Source organism: Aeromonas popoffii (assembly GCF_037818705.1).
GTDB lineage: Bacteria > Pseudomonadota > Gammaproteobacteria > Enterobacterales > Aeromonadaceae > Aeromonas > Aeromonas popoffii.
Window position 1 is genome coordinate 3,676,588 of sequence record NZ_CP149129.1, and the last position, 15,913, is coordinate 3,692,500.

The 15,913-nt window shown below is 58.8% G+C and carries 13 protein-coding genes and 2 rRNA genes (1 of these 15 cut by a window edge); 7 read left to right on the forward strand and 8 right to left on the reverse strand.

Features of this window, described 5'->3' with window-relative positions; genetic code table 11:
* Positions 1 to 81 precede the first annotated feature (81 nt).
* Together galU and WJM78_RS16775 are read left to right on the forward strand one after the other, a co-directional pair.
* Positions 82 to 993, forward strand: a complete 912-nt coding sequence (gene galU / locus WJM78_RS16770; protein ID WP_042038583.1) for a UTP--glucose-1-phosphate uridylyltransferase GalU — start codon at positions 82 to 84, stop codon at positions 991 to 993.
* Between the two features lie 216 nt (positions 994 to 1,209).
* A complete protein-coding gene (locus tag WJM78_RS16775; RefSeq protein ID WP_339010687.1) occupies positions 1,210 to 2,607 on the forward strand; it encodes a peptide MFS transporter in 1,398 nt (465 codons plus the stop codon).
* A gap of 75 nt (positions 2,608 to 2,682) precedes the next feature.
* On the opposite strand, the gene WJM78_RS16780 is transcribed toward WJM78_RS16775, so the two are convergent.
* Entirely contained in the window at positions 2,683 to 3,654 is a 972-nt protein-coding gene (locus WJM78_RS16780) for a response regulator (RefSeq protein ID WP_042038581.1), read from the reverse strand.
* Between the two features lie 400 nt (positions 3,655 to 4,054).
* Between WJM78_RS16780 and WJM78_RS16785 the strand changes: the two genes are divergently transcribed.
* The 3 genes from WJM78_RS16785 to WJM78_RS16795 all read left to right on the forward strand — a co-directional run bounded on the left by WJM78_RS16785 (position 4,055) and on the right by WJM78_RS16795 (position 6,436).
* Entirely contained in the window at positions 4,055 to 4,741 is a 687-nt protein-coding gene (locus tag WJM78_RS16785; protein WP_339010689.1) for a DnaT-like ssDNA-binding domain-containing protein, read from the forward strand.
* 71 nt (positions 4,742 to 4,812) lie between these two features.
* Positions 4,813 to 5,667 (forward strand): DnaA ATPase domain-containing protein, encoded by an 855-nt coding sequence (locus WJM78_RS16790; protein ID WP_042038578.1) that lies wholly within the window; start codon positions 4,813 to 4,815, stop codon positions 5,665 to 5,667.
* A gap of 133 nt (positions 5,668 to 5,800) precedes the next feature.
* Positions 5,801 to 6,436: an SDR family oxidoreductase gene (locus WJM78_RS16795; RefSeq protein WP_339010692.1), complete on the forward strand. Its 636-nt coding sequence runs from the start codon at positions 5,801 to 5,803 to the stop codon at positions 6,434 to 6,436.
* 59 nt (positions 6,437 to 6,495) lie between these two features.
* Here WJM78_RS16795 and WJM78_RS16800 read toward each other — a convergent pair whose 3' ends face one another.
* The 4 genes from WJM78_RS16800 to WJM78_RS16815 form a co-directional block, all read right to left on the reverse strand.
* On the reverse strand, positions 6,496 to 7,716 hold the full coding sequence (locus tag WJM78_RS16800) for an ABC transporter permease (RefSeq protein ID WP_339010694.1): 1,221 nt from the start codon (positions 7,714 to 7,716) through the stop codon (positions 6,496 to 6,498).
* A 64-nt stretch (positions 7,717 to 7,780) separates the two neighbouring features.
* The gene (locus WJM78_RS16805; protein ID WP_339010696.1) at positions 7,781 to 8,926 is read right to left on the reverse strand and encodes an ABC transporter permease; all 1,146 of its coding nucleotides are present in this window, start codon (positions 8,924 to 8,926) and stop codon (positions 7,781 to 7,783) included.
* Positions 8,926 to 9,930 (reverse strand): HlyD family secretion protein, encoded by a 1,005-nt coding sequence (locus WJM78_RS16810; protein WP_339010698.1) that lies wholly within the window; start codon positions 9,928 to 9,930, stop codon positions 8,926 to 8,928. The genes WJM78_RS16805 and WJM78_RS16810 overlap by 1 nt, the downstream gene beginning before the upstream one ends.
* A gap of 73 nt (positions 9,931 to 10,003) precedes the next feature.
* Positions 10,004 to 11,416 carry a TolC family protein gene (locus WJM78_RS16815; protein ID WP_275931330.1) on the reverse strand — a complete coding sequence of 471 codons (1,413 nt, stop codon included), beginning with the start codon at positions 11,414 to 11,416 and terminating at the stop codon, positions 10,004 to 10,006.
* Between the two features lie 290 nt (positions 11,417 to 11,706).
* On the opposite strand from WJM78_RS16815, the gene dusB reads away from it, so the two are divergent.
* Positions 11,707 to 12,672, forward strand: a complete 966-nt coding sequence (dusB, locus tag WJM78_RS16820) for a tRNA dihydrouridine synthase DusB (RefSeq protein WP_339010701.1) — start codon at positions 11,707 to 11,709, stop codon at positions 12,670 to 12,672.
* Positions 12,673 to 12,697: 25 nt separating this feature from the next.
* Positions 12,698 to 12,994 (forward strand): DNA-binding transcriptional regulator Fis, encoded by a 297-nt coding sequence (gene fis, locus WJM78_RS16825; RefSeq protein ID WP_005309538.1) that lies wholly within the window; start codon positions 12,698 to 12,700, stop codon positions 12,992 to 12,994.
* A 92-nt stretch (positions 12,995 to 13,086) separates the two neighbouring features.
* On the opposite strand, the gene WJM78_RS16830 is transcribed toward fis, so the two are convergent.
* The 3 genes from WJM78_RS16830 to WJM78_RS16840 all read right to left on the reverse strand — a co-directional run.
* Entirely contained in the window at positions 13,087 to 13,719 is a 633-nt protein-coding gene (locus WJM78_RS16830) for a LysE family translocator (protein WP_339010703.1), read from the reverse strand.
* 364 nt (positions 13,720 to 14,083) lie between these two features.
* A 5S ribosomal RNA gene (gene rrf, locus WJM78_RS16835) occupies positions 14,084 to 14,198 on the reverse strand.
* A 195-nt stretch (positions 14,199 to 14,393) separates the two neighbouring features.
* Positions 14,394 to 15,913: ribosomal RNA gene (locus WJM78_RS16840) — 23S ribosomal RNA — on the reverse strand (it continues 1,370 nt past the right edge of the window).

The following is a 15,913-nucleotide window of genomic DNA, read 5'->3' on the forward strand; positions in this document are numbered from 1 at the left end:
CCCCCATCATGAGGGCAGCCTGTGGCTGCCCTATTTTTCTTCGGGTATCATGAGTCCACTTTGTATCTCTGGACTCTCTCCATGAAAAAGACACCGCTCGTTGTACGCAAGGCCGTTCTTCCTGTCGCCGGTTTGGGCACCCGCATGCTGCCTGCCACCAAGGCCATCCCGAAAGAGATGCTGCCGGTGGTCGACAAGCCGCTGATCCAGTATGTGGTGCGCGAAGCCATCGCCGCTGGCATCAAGGAGATCATCCTGGTCACGCACTCGAGCAAGAACTCCATCGAGAACCACTTTGACAAGAGCTTCGAACTGGAGGCGACTCTGGAAAAACGGGTCAAGCGGCAGCTGCTGGAAGAAGTACAACACATCTGCCCCAAAGACGTCACCATCATGCACGTCCGCCAGGGCGAAGCCAAAGGCTTGGGTCATGCCGTGCTATGTGCCCACCCGCTGATCGGCGACAACCCGTTTGTGGTCCTGCTGCCTGACGTGCTGATCGATGAAGTGGCCAGCAATCTCAAGCAGGACAACTTGGCCGAGATGGTGCGCATGTTCGAGGAGGATCAGATCAGCCAGATCATGGTGGAAGCTGTCCCCGACAGTGAAGTGGACAAATACGGCATCGCCGACATCAAGGGCGAGGCCCTGAGCGAAGGCATGTCCCTGCCGATGCAGGCCATCGTCGAGAAGCCGCCTCGTGACGAAGCACCTTCCAATCTGGCCGTGGTCGGCCGCTACGTGCTCTCCTCCAACATCTGGCCGCTGCTGGAACGTACCCCGGCCGGTGCCGGTGACGAGATCCAGTTGACCGATGCCATCGCCATGCTGATGGAACAGGAGCAAGTCAACGCCTACTTCATGAAGGGTCGCAGTCATGACTGCGGCAGCAAGATGGGCTATATGAAAGCCAACGTGGAATATGCCGTGCGCCACCCGGAACTGAACGGTGAATTCATTGCGTGGCTGAAACAGTTCGTCAAACAGTTGTAATGGATGGATATTTGACCTGTTAATAGCATTATATGCTGGGCATCGTTCGATGCCCTTCCTTTTCATTTTATAAACAAAAATTCAACCATTGATAGATTAAATATCGTTAAATCATAATATTGTAATTTAATTCCGCTTGTTTTATAAGGATTAAGGCTTGTTCCTAGCCCTTGCATAAGATTCCTAAAAAAATATAAAACACAGGTGGAAGTTCCAATGAATAATCCGTCCAAAGGGACCTTTTTAGGTCACCCCAAAGGGCTTTTTTTGCTCTTTAGTACCGAACTGTGGGAAAGATTCTCCTATTACGGCATGCGTGCCGTGCTCGTCCTCTATCTGACTGACATGACTACCAACGGCGGCATGGGCTGGACCCAAGCCGACGCCCTCAAGCTGTACGGTATCTATACCGGTCTGGTCTATATCACCCCCATCATAGGTGGCTGGCTGGCGGATACCTTCCTCGGCCAACGCCGAGCAATCCTGATCGGTGCCATCTTCATGGCCGCGGGACAATTCACCCTGGCCCTGCCACACGCCATGTTCCCGGAGATGGTCAACAACCTCTTCTACGCGGGCCTGGCTCTGTTGATCCTGGGTAACGGTCTGTTCAAACCGAACATCTCCACCATGGTGGGTGACCTGTATAAGGAAGGCGACCACCGTCGTGACGGCGCCTTCACCATCTTCTACATGGGCATCAACCTGGGCTCCCTGCTGGCCGGTGTGATCTGTGGCGCCGCCGCCACCGCCTACGGCTGGCAGGCCGCCTTCGTCAGCGCCGGTATCGGCATGCTGCTCTCCCTGGTAGTCCAGGCCACCATGGCGCAGCGTTTCCTGGGTGATATAGGTCGTGTGCCGGCCGCCCAGCGCGCCGCCGAGCAACGCTCCAAGGAGCAGAAGGCGCCGCTGACAAGGCAGGAAGTGGATCGCATCAAGGTCATCCTGGTACTGAGTCTGTTCACCATCATCTTCTGGGCAGGCTTCGAACAGGCCGGTGGTTTGATGAACCTGTATGCGCAGCAGTATACCGACCGCATGATCGGCAGCTTCGAAGTACCGACCGCCTGGTTCCAGTCCCTGAACCCCTTCTTCATCATCACGCTCGCCCCCATAGTCGCGGCCATCTGGATCAAACTCGGCAGCAAAGAGCCGAACTCCCCGGTGAAGTTCGCCATGGGCCTGTTGTTCCTGGCCGTGGGCTTCCTGTTCATGATCGGTGCCGTGCTGCAGCAAGGCGGCGATCAGGCCGTCAAGACCTCCATGTTCTGGCTGGTCGGAGCCTACCTGTTCCACACCCTGGGTGAACTCTGCCTCTCCCCGATCGGCCTCTCCATGGTGACCAAGCTGGCACCGCTGCGTCTGGCTTCTCTGATGATGGGAGTCTGGTTCGGCTTCAATGCCTTGGCCAACTACATCGCCGGCTTCGTCGGCTCCTTCGTCGGTGAGTCCGGCGCCATTGCCATTTTCGGCGGCATCGCCATCGCCGCCGTGATCAGCGCCCTGATCCTGCTGGCCATGGCCAACCGCCTGGTCTACTGGATGCACGGTGCCGAAGGTCCGGCCAAAGAGCCAGAAGAGCACGACAAGAAACTGCAGTCTGCTACCGTCTAACCGGCTCGGATTGTGATGAACAAACAGGGCGCCCAGTGGGCGCCCTGTTTGTTTTTGTCTGCGACGAAATCGGCCTCAGTGGTGGCGAACCTGCACATGGAGGGCGCTGCCGCTGTCGCTGCGAAACTGCAGATCAAACGGCTCGTGCCAACTGCGTTTGTGCAGCGCGTAATGGCTGCTGCGCAGCAAGCCGAGCGGCAAGCCGCCGGAGCGCATCAACCAGTGCGGTGAGGTGAGCCCGGCATTGGCAAACACCAGGCCATCCTCCTGATCAAACAGCAGGGCGGCCATGGCGAAAGAGTGGCGCAAGCCGGATTCGATGAGCTGCAGGTTCAAGTAGTCGAGCAGCCGGTGCGGCTGGGTCAGCAGCAGACTCTCCTTGTGCTGAAACTGGCGATAGGGGGCATTCATCAGGGAACGCACCAGAGCGCCACAGAAGGCGGCATCCACCCCGAAGACCGGCAGCTCCATCACCAGCACCAGCAGCTTGTCATCCAGCTTGAAGGTATCCGGAATGAACAGGTTGCCCATCCCCTCGAACGTCACCTGCCAGGGGCCCCACTCCTGCAAGCCGGGCGGCCTCAACCAGGCGAGCAGACGGGTGGCCGCCTTGTCGTGATCGCGAAAAAAGTCGATGTGATCCATCAACTCCAGTTGCTGCCCGTGACCATAGTTGGCCGCCAGACACTGATCTATGCTGCGACCTACCTGGTCGAAGTCCGAGATCGGCTTGAGCAGAAAATCGCGGGCACCGGCGCGCAGCGCACGCTCTACCGCCTCCATCTTGCTTTGCCCGGAAATGATGATGACTGGGATATGGGGATAGCGGGCAGACAGGCAGGCGATGACCTCATGGCCATCCATGTTGGGCATGTTCAGGTCGCACAATACTATATCGGGGTGGTAGAGCGCGGCGGCAGAGAGGCCTTCAATCCCGTCCTCGGCCTGAAACACACACGCCCCGTCATGCTCGAGATAAGTTACCAGCGAGTGGCGAAAAACCGCTTCATCTTCCACCACCAAGATCCGTAGTCCGGCTTTTGACATCTTGATAAAGCTCTTATTAGTCAATCAGTTATTTGATTAATAAGCCTAGACCATAAGGAGTGGGCTTGACCAATCAGATGATTGCATAATCGACGTGGCTGGCATGCAATATGACTATCCTGGCAGCCAACTATTTGAAAAAGAGCAGGTAATACCTCCCGCACAGCACAATGGCCTTGGTGAAAATACTAGCCTTGTGGCCAACCTGCCCCCCAAAAAAGGCGTCATGCAGGTACGAATGCCAGGCTCATCTCACGCCCGCTATTTACACCTGAGCGGAACCAGACCTCATTCCCGACCGAAAAACAGAGGCCTGAGGGGCCCCTGCCCGAGCAGCACGAATTGTATGAGACCCCGCCATAGGGGATAATGCCCCCCACTCCAGATCGTGAAGAGCACCATGACTCCAGCCGAATACAGCGCCCTTGCCCATCCCAGATTATCCCATCCGGCTCGCAGCCTCTATACCCTGCAGCTGCGCAGACTGGTACAGGAAAATCAGCTGGCCCGGCTCAACTATCCCGAACTTGGGCGGTCATTGGCGGTGGTCGATCCCGGCGATCCCAGCGGCTTCTGTTTCCAGGTCACCGCCCGCCAGCTGACCGAGCTGTTCGACGAGCTGATGGAGGCCGGATTGCTGCAGGTCGAGGCGCAGGCTGACAGTGAGCACTACCATCAGTGCCCGTTCCTGCTGCCGCTGCTGACCCAGAAGGTGCGCAGCCCGCTGCCGGAGCGCCCCTTTCAGATGCACCTGCAGTGGCGTCCGGATGAGGAGCTGCCCGCCCTCGCGCGCCTGTGCGGGGTGATCGATGCCAGCTACAACGAAGAGGATCTGGGGGAGTTCATCGCCTACTGGCTGGGCCGACCCGAGGTGTTCGACTCCCAGCATCAGTGGATGCTCAAGTTCATTCGTGCCCTCAAGACCCGCCGCTACGTCCGTCGCCAGCCGATGGAGGCGAAAGGTTATCAGCAGGTCACGCCAGCCCCGGCAGATTCAGGCCCGAGCAAGCGGGCACAGCAGATGATAGAAGAGGCTAAACGGCTGGCCCAAGTGCAGACCGAGGAACAGGCGCCGGATAATGATTGATAGCGGCCCCTGCCAGCAGGCAAAATCAGTGCCTTGTCACCCCATCCCTGACCCAGCAGAAGGAGCATTCCATGACTGACCCGCAAGATCCCCTGCGCCAGGAGCTGGAAGAGATCGAAGCCAAGCGCAAAAGAATCGCCAAGGCTAAACAGGACCACCGGGTGCACGACACCGAACTGAGTCAGCACGTGGGCGGCTTGCTGGAGCGCATTCGTCGCCTGCAGGCCCAGACTGGTGGCAGCCAGTACGACTACGAAACCCTGCGCAAGGAGTACGACGCCAAGGCCAACGCCGAGGTGCGCGAGCTGCAAAAAGCCGCTCGCCAGGAGCGGATCCAGAAACTGATCGCCCAGGCCGACCTCAACCCGGACTGGGTATTCGAGAAGATGGATGCCAGCGATCCGGCACTGCAATACCCCATGGAGACGGCCCGCTACTTCATCAGCGGCTTCGAGCACTGGGAGAAGAGTGGCGGCGGCTGCATGCTGATCTATGGCGACTACGGCACCGGCAAGTCGACCCTGGCGGGCGCCGTGGCCCATGAGCTTATCGAGCGCCACCAAAAATCGGTGATCTTCCAGCAGTGGGCCTCTATCGTGGATCGCCTCTTCTTCAACGTGATCCAGGATCAGGAGGAGCGCAACCAGTACCGCCGCGCGCTGGAAGAGGTCGACCTGCTGATCATCGACGAGGTATCGGCCAACCGCGCCAAGATGGCAGAGAGCCAGTCCAGCTTCCTCGGCCACCTGCTGCGCCGCCGGCGCAACCTGTCCAAAAGCGTCATCATCATCACCAACCACAGCCCGCAGAGCCTGCATCAAGCCATCGGCGACTTCAGCTTCGAGGCGATCAAGGCGTTCAATCCGGTGGACATCCACCTGAGCGGCCCCAGCCGTCGCCCCAACATAGGCCACTACAACGGCTGATCCTGTGCGAGCCCGGGCCAGCGGCCCGCGGCTCGCCGCATTTCCCCTGCTTGCCCATCAAATAAAAACAACTCTCATTTACAGCGCTGCACCAACCCTCTAGGCTAACCCTTTCGCCACAGGGAGCAGCACAATGCCAACCACACTTATCTTCGGAGCCAGCCGCGGGCTGGGCCGCGCCTTCACCGAGCACGCCCTGCGCCAGGGCCACAGGGTCGTGGCCCTGGTCCGTAACCCAGCGCTGGCCGCCGAGCTGCGCGTATTGGGGGTCGAGGTCATTGAGGGAGATGCCCTCGACCATCAGGCCGTCGCGCAGGCTTGCTCACTCGCAGGCAACGAGGCCGGGGTCATCTCGACCCTCGGTAGCTTCCGCCAACCGGCCCCCGTCGATTATCAAGGCAACCGCCAGGTAATCGATCAGATGGAGCTGGCCGGGCTCAAACGCCTGCTGCTGGTCACCTCGCTCGGGTGTGGTGACAGCTGGCAATATTTGCCCGAACGAGCCAGAGCCGCCTTCGGTCACGAGGTACGTTTGAAGAGTCTGGCGGAGAGCTGGTTGCAGACCAGTGCGCTGACCTGGACCATAGTTCGCCCGGCCGGCTTGCAGGATGGCGAGGCCACCGGGCAGGCCGTGTTGAGTCAGGGGAGCGAAGTGCACGGTCTGGTACGCCGTGCCGATGTGGCAGCCCATGGATTGCAACTGCTGAGCGATGAGCAGGCAGTGGGACAAATTTACGCCATCGGCGATCCCACCCTCAGCCGGGGGTGAGCAAGCCGGATAACAAAACGGTCAGCCCCCAGGCTGACCGTTTTACTGTCTGATGTCGTCTAGCTGGCAGAGGGGCCACGCTCGGTTTTCGTCTCCGCAGCCACCCCGCTCGACGCGACCACCTCACCCACAAGCGACCGCTGACGCCAGCGCAGCAACATACAAGCCAGCCCACCGTAAAGCAGCGCCAGCCCCCACAACTGCCACCAGTAGTGGGAAACCTGGGCAAACTCGGCCCCCATCTGGTTGAGGCGCAAGAAGCCCTCAATGGCCGGCGTGCTCGGCACCCACTGGGCCAGCCAGTTGAGGGGAGGCGGGATCAGCTCCAGCGGCCAGATAAAGCCCGCCAGGAAGACCAGCGGCATGGAAGAGAGCAATACCACCTGGGTCGGCAGATCCCGCCGGGTAAACAGGGCCCCCAGCACTATGCCAAGCCAGGTGGTCGCCAGCAGGAATGGCAGGGTGAACAGCCACAACTCGGCCGGCTCTGCGGTGCGCACTATGTTGTAGTGATCGAAGCAGAAGCCGAAGAAGTAGGTCACCGGCAGCACGAACAGCCCGCCCACCACCAGGGTTCTGGCCAGCAGCAGGGCAAGCACGGGGGCGCTCTGCCAATAGCCAGGCTCCCCGCGACCGCTGCGCTGATTCTGGGTTGCCCCCAGGATCCCGGTCCCCATCAGCAGCACCTGATGCAGGATCAGCACAAACACCGCTGGCACCACGTAGTTCACATAACCCATGGTGGGGTTGAACACGGGCAGCACATTGAGCCCGACCGCATTCCAGCCCATGGCCGCCTGCGGCAGTGCCTCGCCATGACTCAGCAACCGCGCCACCTTCACCTGCGCTGCCAGGGTACCACCCGCCTGCGCCAGCCCCTCGGCAATGGTGCCGTAGACCAGGAAGTAGGAGGCATCACCGGCATAGCTCAGGGTGACGCTCCTGCCCTGCATCAGATCCCGATAGAAGTAGCGGGGAATGTGCAGTATGCCGCTCCCCTTCCCTGCTATCAGCAGCTGGCGCGCCTCTTCCAGGCTGCTGGCCCGTGCCACCAGTTTCACCTGCGGGGTAGCATCAGCCATGAACTCCAGCTGACGGGAGAGCTGGCTGCCATCCTCATTGACCACCACCACAGGCTCTTCTCTGGGCAGTTGCTGCAGGTAGGGCTGCGGGTAGAGGAAGGAGTAGAAGAAGACGCCACCAAACAGGGTCAGCATGATGGCCCGATCGGCCAGCAGAGTACGCCACTCGAGCCTTACCAGATCCCAAAAACCTAGCATGACATCCACTCCTTCCCCGGCGTGGCAGAGCCGCACGGTTCAAACCGTATCACCCCCCAAAAACCTAGCATGAGGTCGGCCCCTTATCGGCAGTGTGGCGCGCCCGATCGGCCTGCTGCTGGTAACGACGAACAACCAGCAACAGGGGCAGCAGGAACAGCAGCAAGGCCCCAAACTGGGGCAGGGCAGCACTGAGCGGCTGGCCGTAGTTGGCCTGCCCTATCTGCAACTCCACATAGTGGGAGATGGGCAGGAGGCTGCGCCAGAGGCGAGCGAAATCCCCCATGGCGCTGACTGGAAAAGTCACGCCCATAAAGGCAAAACCGGGTGCCGTATAGGCGCCCGCCAGCGACAGGGCACGGGCCGGATCCCGGATGACGCCGTAGAAGAAGGCCCCCATGCTGACGCAGGCGGCCGAAGCCAGCCCCAGTCCCAGTGTCAGCACCAGCCAACTGCCTTGCATCGGATAGCCAAACGCGTTGAACAGCAGCAGGCTCCACGCCAGACCCCAGGCCCACCCGATCAGCACATGAGGCAGCAAAATGCGCCAGAGGCCGAACCAGACCCCTTGGCCGGTCCAGTCCAGCCCCAATCGATCGGTGCGGGCCAGGGCGTTGATCCCATAGAGCACCAGCAGGATCTGCCACACCGCCGGCAACAGGGCGCTCAACAGGAACTGGGCATAGCTGGAGTTGATGTTGTAAAGCGCAGTCACCTGGTTGCTGATGGGCACGGATTGCCCCACGGCGCCAGGCATGATCTGGCCATCGGCCATGGCGGCCAACACGCCCACCTGACCGTTGAGTGTACCCACCACCTGCGCCAGTGCCGAGTTGACCAGCTTGGCGATCAGAATGAACTGGCCGTTGTTGAACACTGTCACCTGCGGCTGGGTACCCTGACGGGCATCCCGCTCAAGATGGTTGGTGATCACCACCAGCGCATAGATATCACCGCCGCGTAGCGCGCGCGCCCCCTCGTCGATGGAATCGAACTGACTGGCAAGGCGCAGCCCGGCGGAACCGTCCAGCGAGAACGCCAGCTGACGGGAAAGGACGCTCTGATCCAGATCCACCAGACCAACGTTGAGATCCCGGGCGAGCCCGGCCGAGAAGATCCAGCAGAGCATCCCCATCAACAGCAAGGGAACCCAGCTCATCAAGGCCAGACCGAACGGATCCTGCCACAATCGCCGCCATTCACGTCTCATCAGAGTTCGACCAGCACACTCATGCCAACTCGCAGACCGTCAACCGGTTGCAAGGGACGCGCCTCCACCAGGAAGCTTTTCATGTCGAAACCCTGACGGGTATCTGTGGCGCGCCAGGTGGCAAAATCCCCCATCACAGCCACGTGAGTCACCTTGAAGCGCACCGTCTGTTCACCCAGTCCCGGGATGGTGGCATCGAACTCTGTGCCCAGCGAGAAGCGGGGCAGCAGATCTTCGCGCACATGGAACTGGGCCCAAGCATCCTGCATGTCGAGCAGGGTCACCACCGGGAAGCCCTGCGGCGCCAGTTCGCCACTGCGCAGCAGCACCTGGGATACCTCCCCTGCATGCGGGCTGGCGATGCGGGTATCGGCCAGATAGGCCTCCACTTCCGCCACCGAGCCCGCCGCCATGTTGGCCTGCTCGCGCGCCGCCACCTTGGTCTCTTCCCGCGCCCCTTCCAGAGTCATCTGGTACTGCTGCCAGGCCATGCCTTCGCTGTACTTGGCAGCCTGCCAGGCGGTCCAGGCTTCATCCCGTTTCTGCAACGGCATCACGCCATCCCGGTGCAGACTGGCAATGCGTTCATAGGTCTTGGCGCGCAGCAGGGCTGCCGCCCTCGCCTTTTGCCACTGATCCTTGGCGCCATCGATCTGCTGGGCGCGCGCCCCCTTCTCCGCCTCCTCGGCCATGGCCCCGGCTGCAGCCTGTCCCGCCTTGGCCTGGCTCAGCTTGGCCTCGATCTCGGGACTGGCCAGAGTAAAGACCAGCTGATCCCGGGCCAGCTGGTCACCCTTCTTCACCAGCACCTCGTCGATGCGACCCGCCACCTTGGAGGAGACCGAATACTGCTGTGCCTCAACCTGCCCCTGCAAGCGCACCGGCTCGGGCTGATAGGCGAGCCAGAAACGCCAGCCCAGCCAGATCACCAGCAGGACCAGCGCCAGCAGTAACAGCAGCGGCTTTCCCTGGCTCATCGTCTTCTTGATGGGGGGATGACTCATGAATTCACCTCGACAAACGGGCGACCCTTGGCGGTCGAAACAGACATGGAAAACGGGACAGACAGGGCCGCGATCATGAATTCACCTCTATCGCCTGACCATGCTGGTATTGGCTGAAACTGTTCATCTGGCCCGAGAGCGCCAACAAGCGCGCCAGCGAGATAACATATTGATAGGCCGCCGCCGCGCGCTGAGTCTTAACCCCGGCCAGCTGGTGCTGGGCATCGACCACATCCAGCGAGGTGGAGAGCCCCTGACCGAAGGCCTTATCCCGCAGCAACACGTTCTCCTCGGCCAGCGCCTGAGTGGAGGAGAGAGACTGGTACTCTTCCAGCCCCTGCGCTGCCTCCCGCCAGGTCTTCTCGACCAGCAGCTCCAGATCCTGGCGGGTCTTGGCTTGCAGCAGATTGACCTGCAGCTCGGCGCTCTTGGCCGCTTGTACCGTCTCGGAGCGGCCGTCGCGGCTCACCAGCGGCATGCTGACGCCCACCCCGACCAGCCAGTCCGGCGTGGTCTTGGAGACCAGCGAATCATCCTCATAGAGGTTGTAGTTACCAAACAGGAACAGCTCGGGGGCATATTTGCCTTTCTCCAGCGTGATCATGCCCTGAGCCTGCTCCTTCTTGGCAGCCAACAGCTTGAGGCCGGGATGCACCGCCAGGGTTTCCTCAACGAAGGCATCGAGTTGTGGCATGCTGTCGTTAATGAAGAGCCGGGTATTGGGTTCAGCCTGCTTGAGCTTGAGCATGTGGCCAAGTGCCAACTGGGCAATCTCCAGGCTGCGGCGGGACTTCTGAGTATCGATGCGTGCCCTGTCATAGGCCGACTGGGCCGACAGCCGCTCGACCTTGGCAATCTGCCCCTGAGCCTCCAGCTTTCTGGCATGATCCAGATGATGAGCCAGCCCATCCTCGATCTGCTGCTTGGTCTGCACCACCTGCGCCGCCAGTACCAACCCGAAATAGGTCTGGGAGAGGCTCTCAAAGGTGGCTTGCTGTTTGAGCACCAGCAACTGCTGCGCCTCGCTCACCTGCGCCTGCCGGATATCCTGCGCGGCATCAATACGACCGCCGGTAAACAGCGGCCAGAGCATCTTGACCGAGCTGGTCACCACATTCTGCTTGGTCAGCGGAGTGACAAAATCATCCGGACTGAGGTGTACCCCCATGCTCCCAAGTATGTTGCTCAGACCTGCGCCCAGCTCCGGATGGCTGGCAATGGGGTTGAGATCCGTCATGTCCAGTTCCATCGGCTGATCGAGGTGGGTATAGCTGGCCCCCACGTCCACCTTGGGCAGATACATGGCCTTGGCAGCCTCACGCAACTGTTTCGCCCGATCCACACCGGCCTGTTCCGCCGCCAGTCCGTCATCCTGCTGGATGACCCGACTCCAGGCTTCGCCGAAACTGACCGGCTGTGCCTGAGCAGAACCCAGCACGACCCCCAGCAGACACGGGTAGAGAGATTTGATGAACCTTGACGTCATACATCCCCAGTCTGTTTGTAATAAAATTGTTTGGAGCCTTTGCTCGATTCAAGCTCGCTATCATAGCGCAAACCCCAAGCGGATGGGGACAGGCAAATCGTCGAGTAACTTTCTCATTTGACCCCGTAAACTCACCCCGACAATATGCCTGATTTTCAAGCACTCCTGAATTTGCAAGCCTTGGCGCGACGTTTTTTTCAGAAAAAAATGGCTGACGCTCAAATACTAACCTTTTCTCCTGACTAAAAAATGCGTAATATACGCCGCCCTAAGCCGATGGTAACCGTGGAATGCAGATAGGTCCCCACACGCTTGAAACTCCCTTGATTGTGGCTCCCATGGCCGGTGTAACAGACCGACCATTTCGTGAACTTTGTTTGCGATTGGGCGCTGGCATGGCCGTTTCCGAGATGCTGCTGGCCAACCCGGATGTCTGGGATACCCAGAAAACCAGGATGAGAATGGATCACTCTGCAGAAGGTGGCTTGCGATCGGTCCAGATTGCCGGAGCCGACCCCGAGATGATGGCGTTTGCCGCCCGCTACAACGTGGAGCAGGGCGCTCAGATCGTCGACATCAACATGGGTTGTCCAGCAAAAAAAGTGAACAAGAAGTTGGCAGGTTCCGCCCTGCTGCGCCATCCCGATCTGGTCAGAACCATCTGCCGGGCCGTAGTGGATGCAGTGGATGTGCCTGTTACCTTGAAGATCCGCACAGGATGGGATCCGGATAACCGCAATGGCGAGGAGATCGCCCGAATCGCCGAAGATTGCGGTATCGCGGCCCTCGCCGTGCATGGTCGTACCCGTGCCTGCCTCTACCGGGGTCACGCTGAGTACGACACGATTAAGGCGATTAAGCAGGCCGTATCGATTCCTGTTGTCGCCAATGGCGACATAGACAGCCCGGAGAAGGCCCGGTATGTCCTCGACTATACCGGCGTTGATGCCGTGATGATCGGCCGTGCAGCGCAAGGACGACCCTGGATTTTCCGGGAAATCCGTCATTTTCTTGAAACGGGTACCAAGCTGCCACCTCCCGAAAGGGAAGAGGTTCGCACCCTGATGAACGAGCATGTAACCAACCTGCACCAGTTTTATGGTGCATATCTGGGAGCGCGCATTGCCCGTAAACACGTGGGCTGGTACTTGGATGAAGAAGAGGCGGGCCGAGAATTCCGTAAGCACTTCAATGCCCTGGATTGTGCAAACGCACAACTAGAGGCACTCGAAGCGTATTTCGATGGATTAGGTTAACGCATAACTAAAGAGCCGACCGAATATGTTCGAACAAACCCTGACTTCTGATGCATTGGTAACAACTACTCACAATCACGCTGCCGAGCCGACCCAGCGCCCCCTGCGTGACTCTGTGCAACAGGCCTTGCGTAACTATCTGGCCCAGTTGAACGGTCAGGAAGTGATTGATCTGTACGATATGGTCCTCTCCGAAGTCGAAGCTCCCATGCTGGACGTGATCATGCAATACACCCGCGGTAACCAAACCCGCGCCGCTGTGATGATGGGCATCAACCGTGGCACCCTGCGCAAGAAACTCAAGCGCTACGGCATGAACTGATCTCGATCAGACCTGCTACAGTGCAGACGAAGGCGTATTCCAGCGATGGGATACGCCTTTTTCTATGCCCGGTTGTCTCTCATGGCAGAATCTCACTCCGTAGCCAGCTTGATACCGATCCCCACAAAGAGGCCCCCCATCAGACGGTTGAGCCAAGCTCCCAGCCGGGCTGGCAACCTTACCTTGCGACTTGCATAGGCCGTTGAGAATGCCAACAGATGACACCAGATCATGCCATTGAAATTGAAGATGCAGCCCAGCACGATGAAGGCCAGCGCCTTCTGCGGCGCATCGGGGGCGATAAATTGGGGCACGAAGGCGAGGAAGAAAAGCGCAACCTTGGGATTCAGCACATTGGTCAACAGCCCCTGCCGATAGATCCGGCCATAAGAGAGCACCGGCAACGCCACAGCAGCCTTGGTGGCAGAAGGAGCCTTGGCACCTTGCCAAAACATGGAAAGCCCCAGGTAGACCAGATAGCACGCCCCCATCAACTTGATGACGACGAACAGCTCAGCGGAGGTACTCAACAAAGCCGACAACCCCAGCGCCGCCGCCAACACATGCACCATGGTGCCCGTCCCAATCCCCAGCGCAGCCACAGAACCCGCCCGCCAGCCCTGAGAGCCGCTGCGCAGCATGATAAGCAGGGAGTCCGGCCCGGGCATCATGTTCAGCAGCAAACCAGATACAATAAACAACACCAGATCGTGGATCCCCAACATACATAGCTCCTTGCTCGTGAAAGAGACAGTCTATGGATCCCGTGCCTCTTGTCATCCCCCATCCCAGCAATAGTGATTATCAAGGAAGGGAATAGGAGAAAAGCCTGGTGCGCATTAGCATGGATTGGAACCCAAGGCTGAGGTGGTATTGAGCAGAACCCAAATCTTGGTTTTAGGGAGCTCCAGCAAACGAAATGGACGGGTATATATAACGCTGGATGGCGCAGTAATCCGAATCAGAGCGGGGAAAAAATAAACGAATGAAAGGGCCAGAAGGGAAGCATCACCTAGCCATTACAGCCAAGCACTTGAATTTCAGCCAATAAAAAAGCCCGCTCATCTGAGCGGGCTTTCGATGTTGGGTGCCTGGCAGTGTCCTACTCTCGCATGGCGAATGCCACACTACCATCGGCGCTACCGCGTTTCACTTCTGAGTTCGGCATGGGATCAGGTGGTTCCACGGCGCTATGGCCGCCAGGCAAATTCTTCATCGATTTGTCCGGAACAAATCGAAACCGCCGTAGGCGGGCCCGAAGGGTGAGGTTCAGGACGAACCGAATAATCCAGAAAGCTGACGTGTATAATGACTTCGCTAGTTTGCTTTGTCATTACCACTGAATTAGTAAGTAGTTCGTTCATTCGCTACAAGGCCCAGAACACTTCTTGGGTGTTGTATGGTTAAGCCTCACGGGTAATTAGTATGGGTTAGCTCAACACATCACTGCGCTTACACACCCCACCTATCAACGTTGTGGTCTCCAACGGCCCTTTAGGACCCTCAAGGGGTCAGGGATGACTCATCTCAGGGCTCGCTTCCCGCTTAGATGCTTTCAGCGGTTATCGATTCCGAACTTAGCTACCGGGCAGTGCCACTGGCGTGACAACCCGAACACCAGAGGTTCGTTCACTCCGGTCCTCTCGTACTAGGAGCAACTCCCTTCAATCATCCAACGCCCACGGCAGATAGGGACCGAACTGTCTCACGACGTTCTGAACCCAGCTCGCGTACCACTTTAAATGGCGAACAGCCATACCCTTGGGACCGACTTCAGCCCCAGGATGTGATGAGCCGACATCGAGGTGCCAAACACCGCCGTCGATATGAACTCTTGGGCGGTATCAGCCTGTTATCCCCGGAGTACCTTTTATCCGTTGAGCGATGGCCCTTCCATTCAGAACCACCGGATCACTATGACCTACTTTCGTACCTGCTCGACCTGTCCGTCTCGCAGTTAAGCTGGCTTATGCCATTGCACTAACCTCCTGATGTCCGACCAGGATTAGCCAACCTTCGTGCTCCTCCGTTACTCTTTGGGAGGAGACCGCCCCAGTCAAACTACCCACCAGGCACTGTCCGCGAGCCCGATTCAGGGCCCTGCGTTAGAACATCAAACATACAAGGGTGGTATTTCAAGGACGGCTCCAGCGCAACTGGCGTCACGCCTTCAAAGCCTCCCACCTATCCTACACATGTAGGTTCAATGTTCAGTGCCAAGCTGTAGTAAAGGTTCACGGGGTCTTTCCGTCTAGCCGCGGGTACACCGCATCTTCACGGCGAATTCGATTTCACTGAGTCTCGGGTGGAGACAGCATGGCCATGGTTACACCATTCGTGCAGGTCGGAACTTACCCGACAAGGAATTTCGCTACCTTAGGACCGTTATAGTTACGGCCGCCGTTTACCGGGGCTTCGATCAAGAGCTTCGCTTGCGCTAACCCCATCAATTAACCTTCCGGCACCGGGCAGGTGTCACACCCTATACGTCCACTTTCGTGTTTGCAGAGTGCTGTGTTTTTGATAAACAGTCCCAGCCATCTGGTCACTGCGACTCCCAACTGCTCCATCCGCAAGGGACTTCACTGTCAGGAGCGAACCTTCTCCCGAAGTTACGGTTCTATTTTGCCTAGTTCCTTCACCCGAGTTCTCTCAAGCGCCTTGGTATTCTCTACCCGACCACCTGTGTCGGTTTGGGGTACGATGACTTGTAATCTGAAGCTTAGAGGCTTTTCCTGGAAGCAGGGCATCAATGGCTTCACCACCGTAGTGGCTTCGTCTCGTGTCTCAGTGTTGTGTCTCCGGATTTGCCTAGAAACACCACCTACGCACTTTCACCAGGACAACCGTCGCCTGGCCCACCTAGCCTTCTCCGTCCCCCCATCGCAATTACAAGTCGTGCAGGAATATTAACCTGCT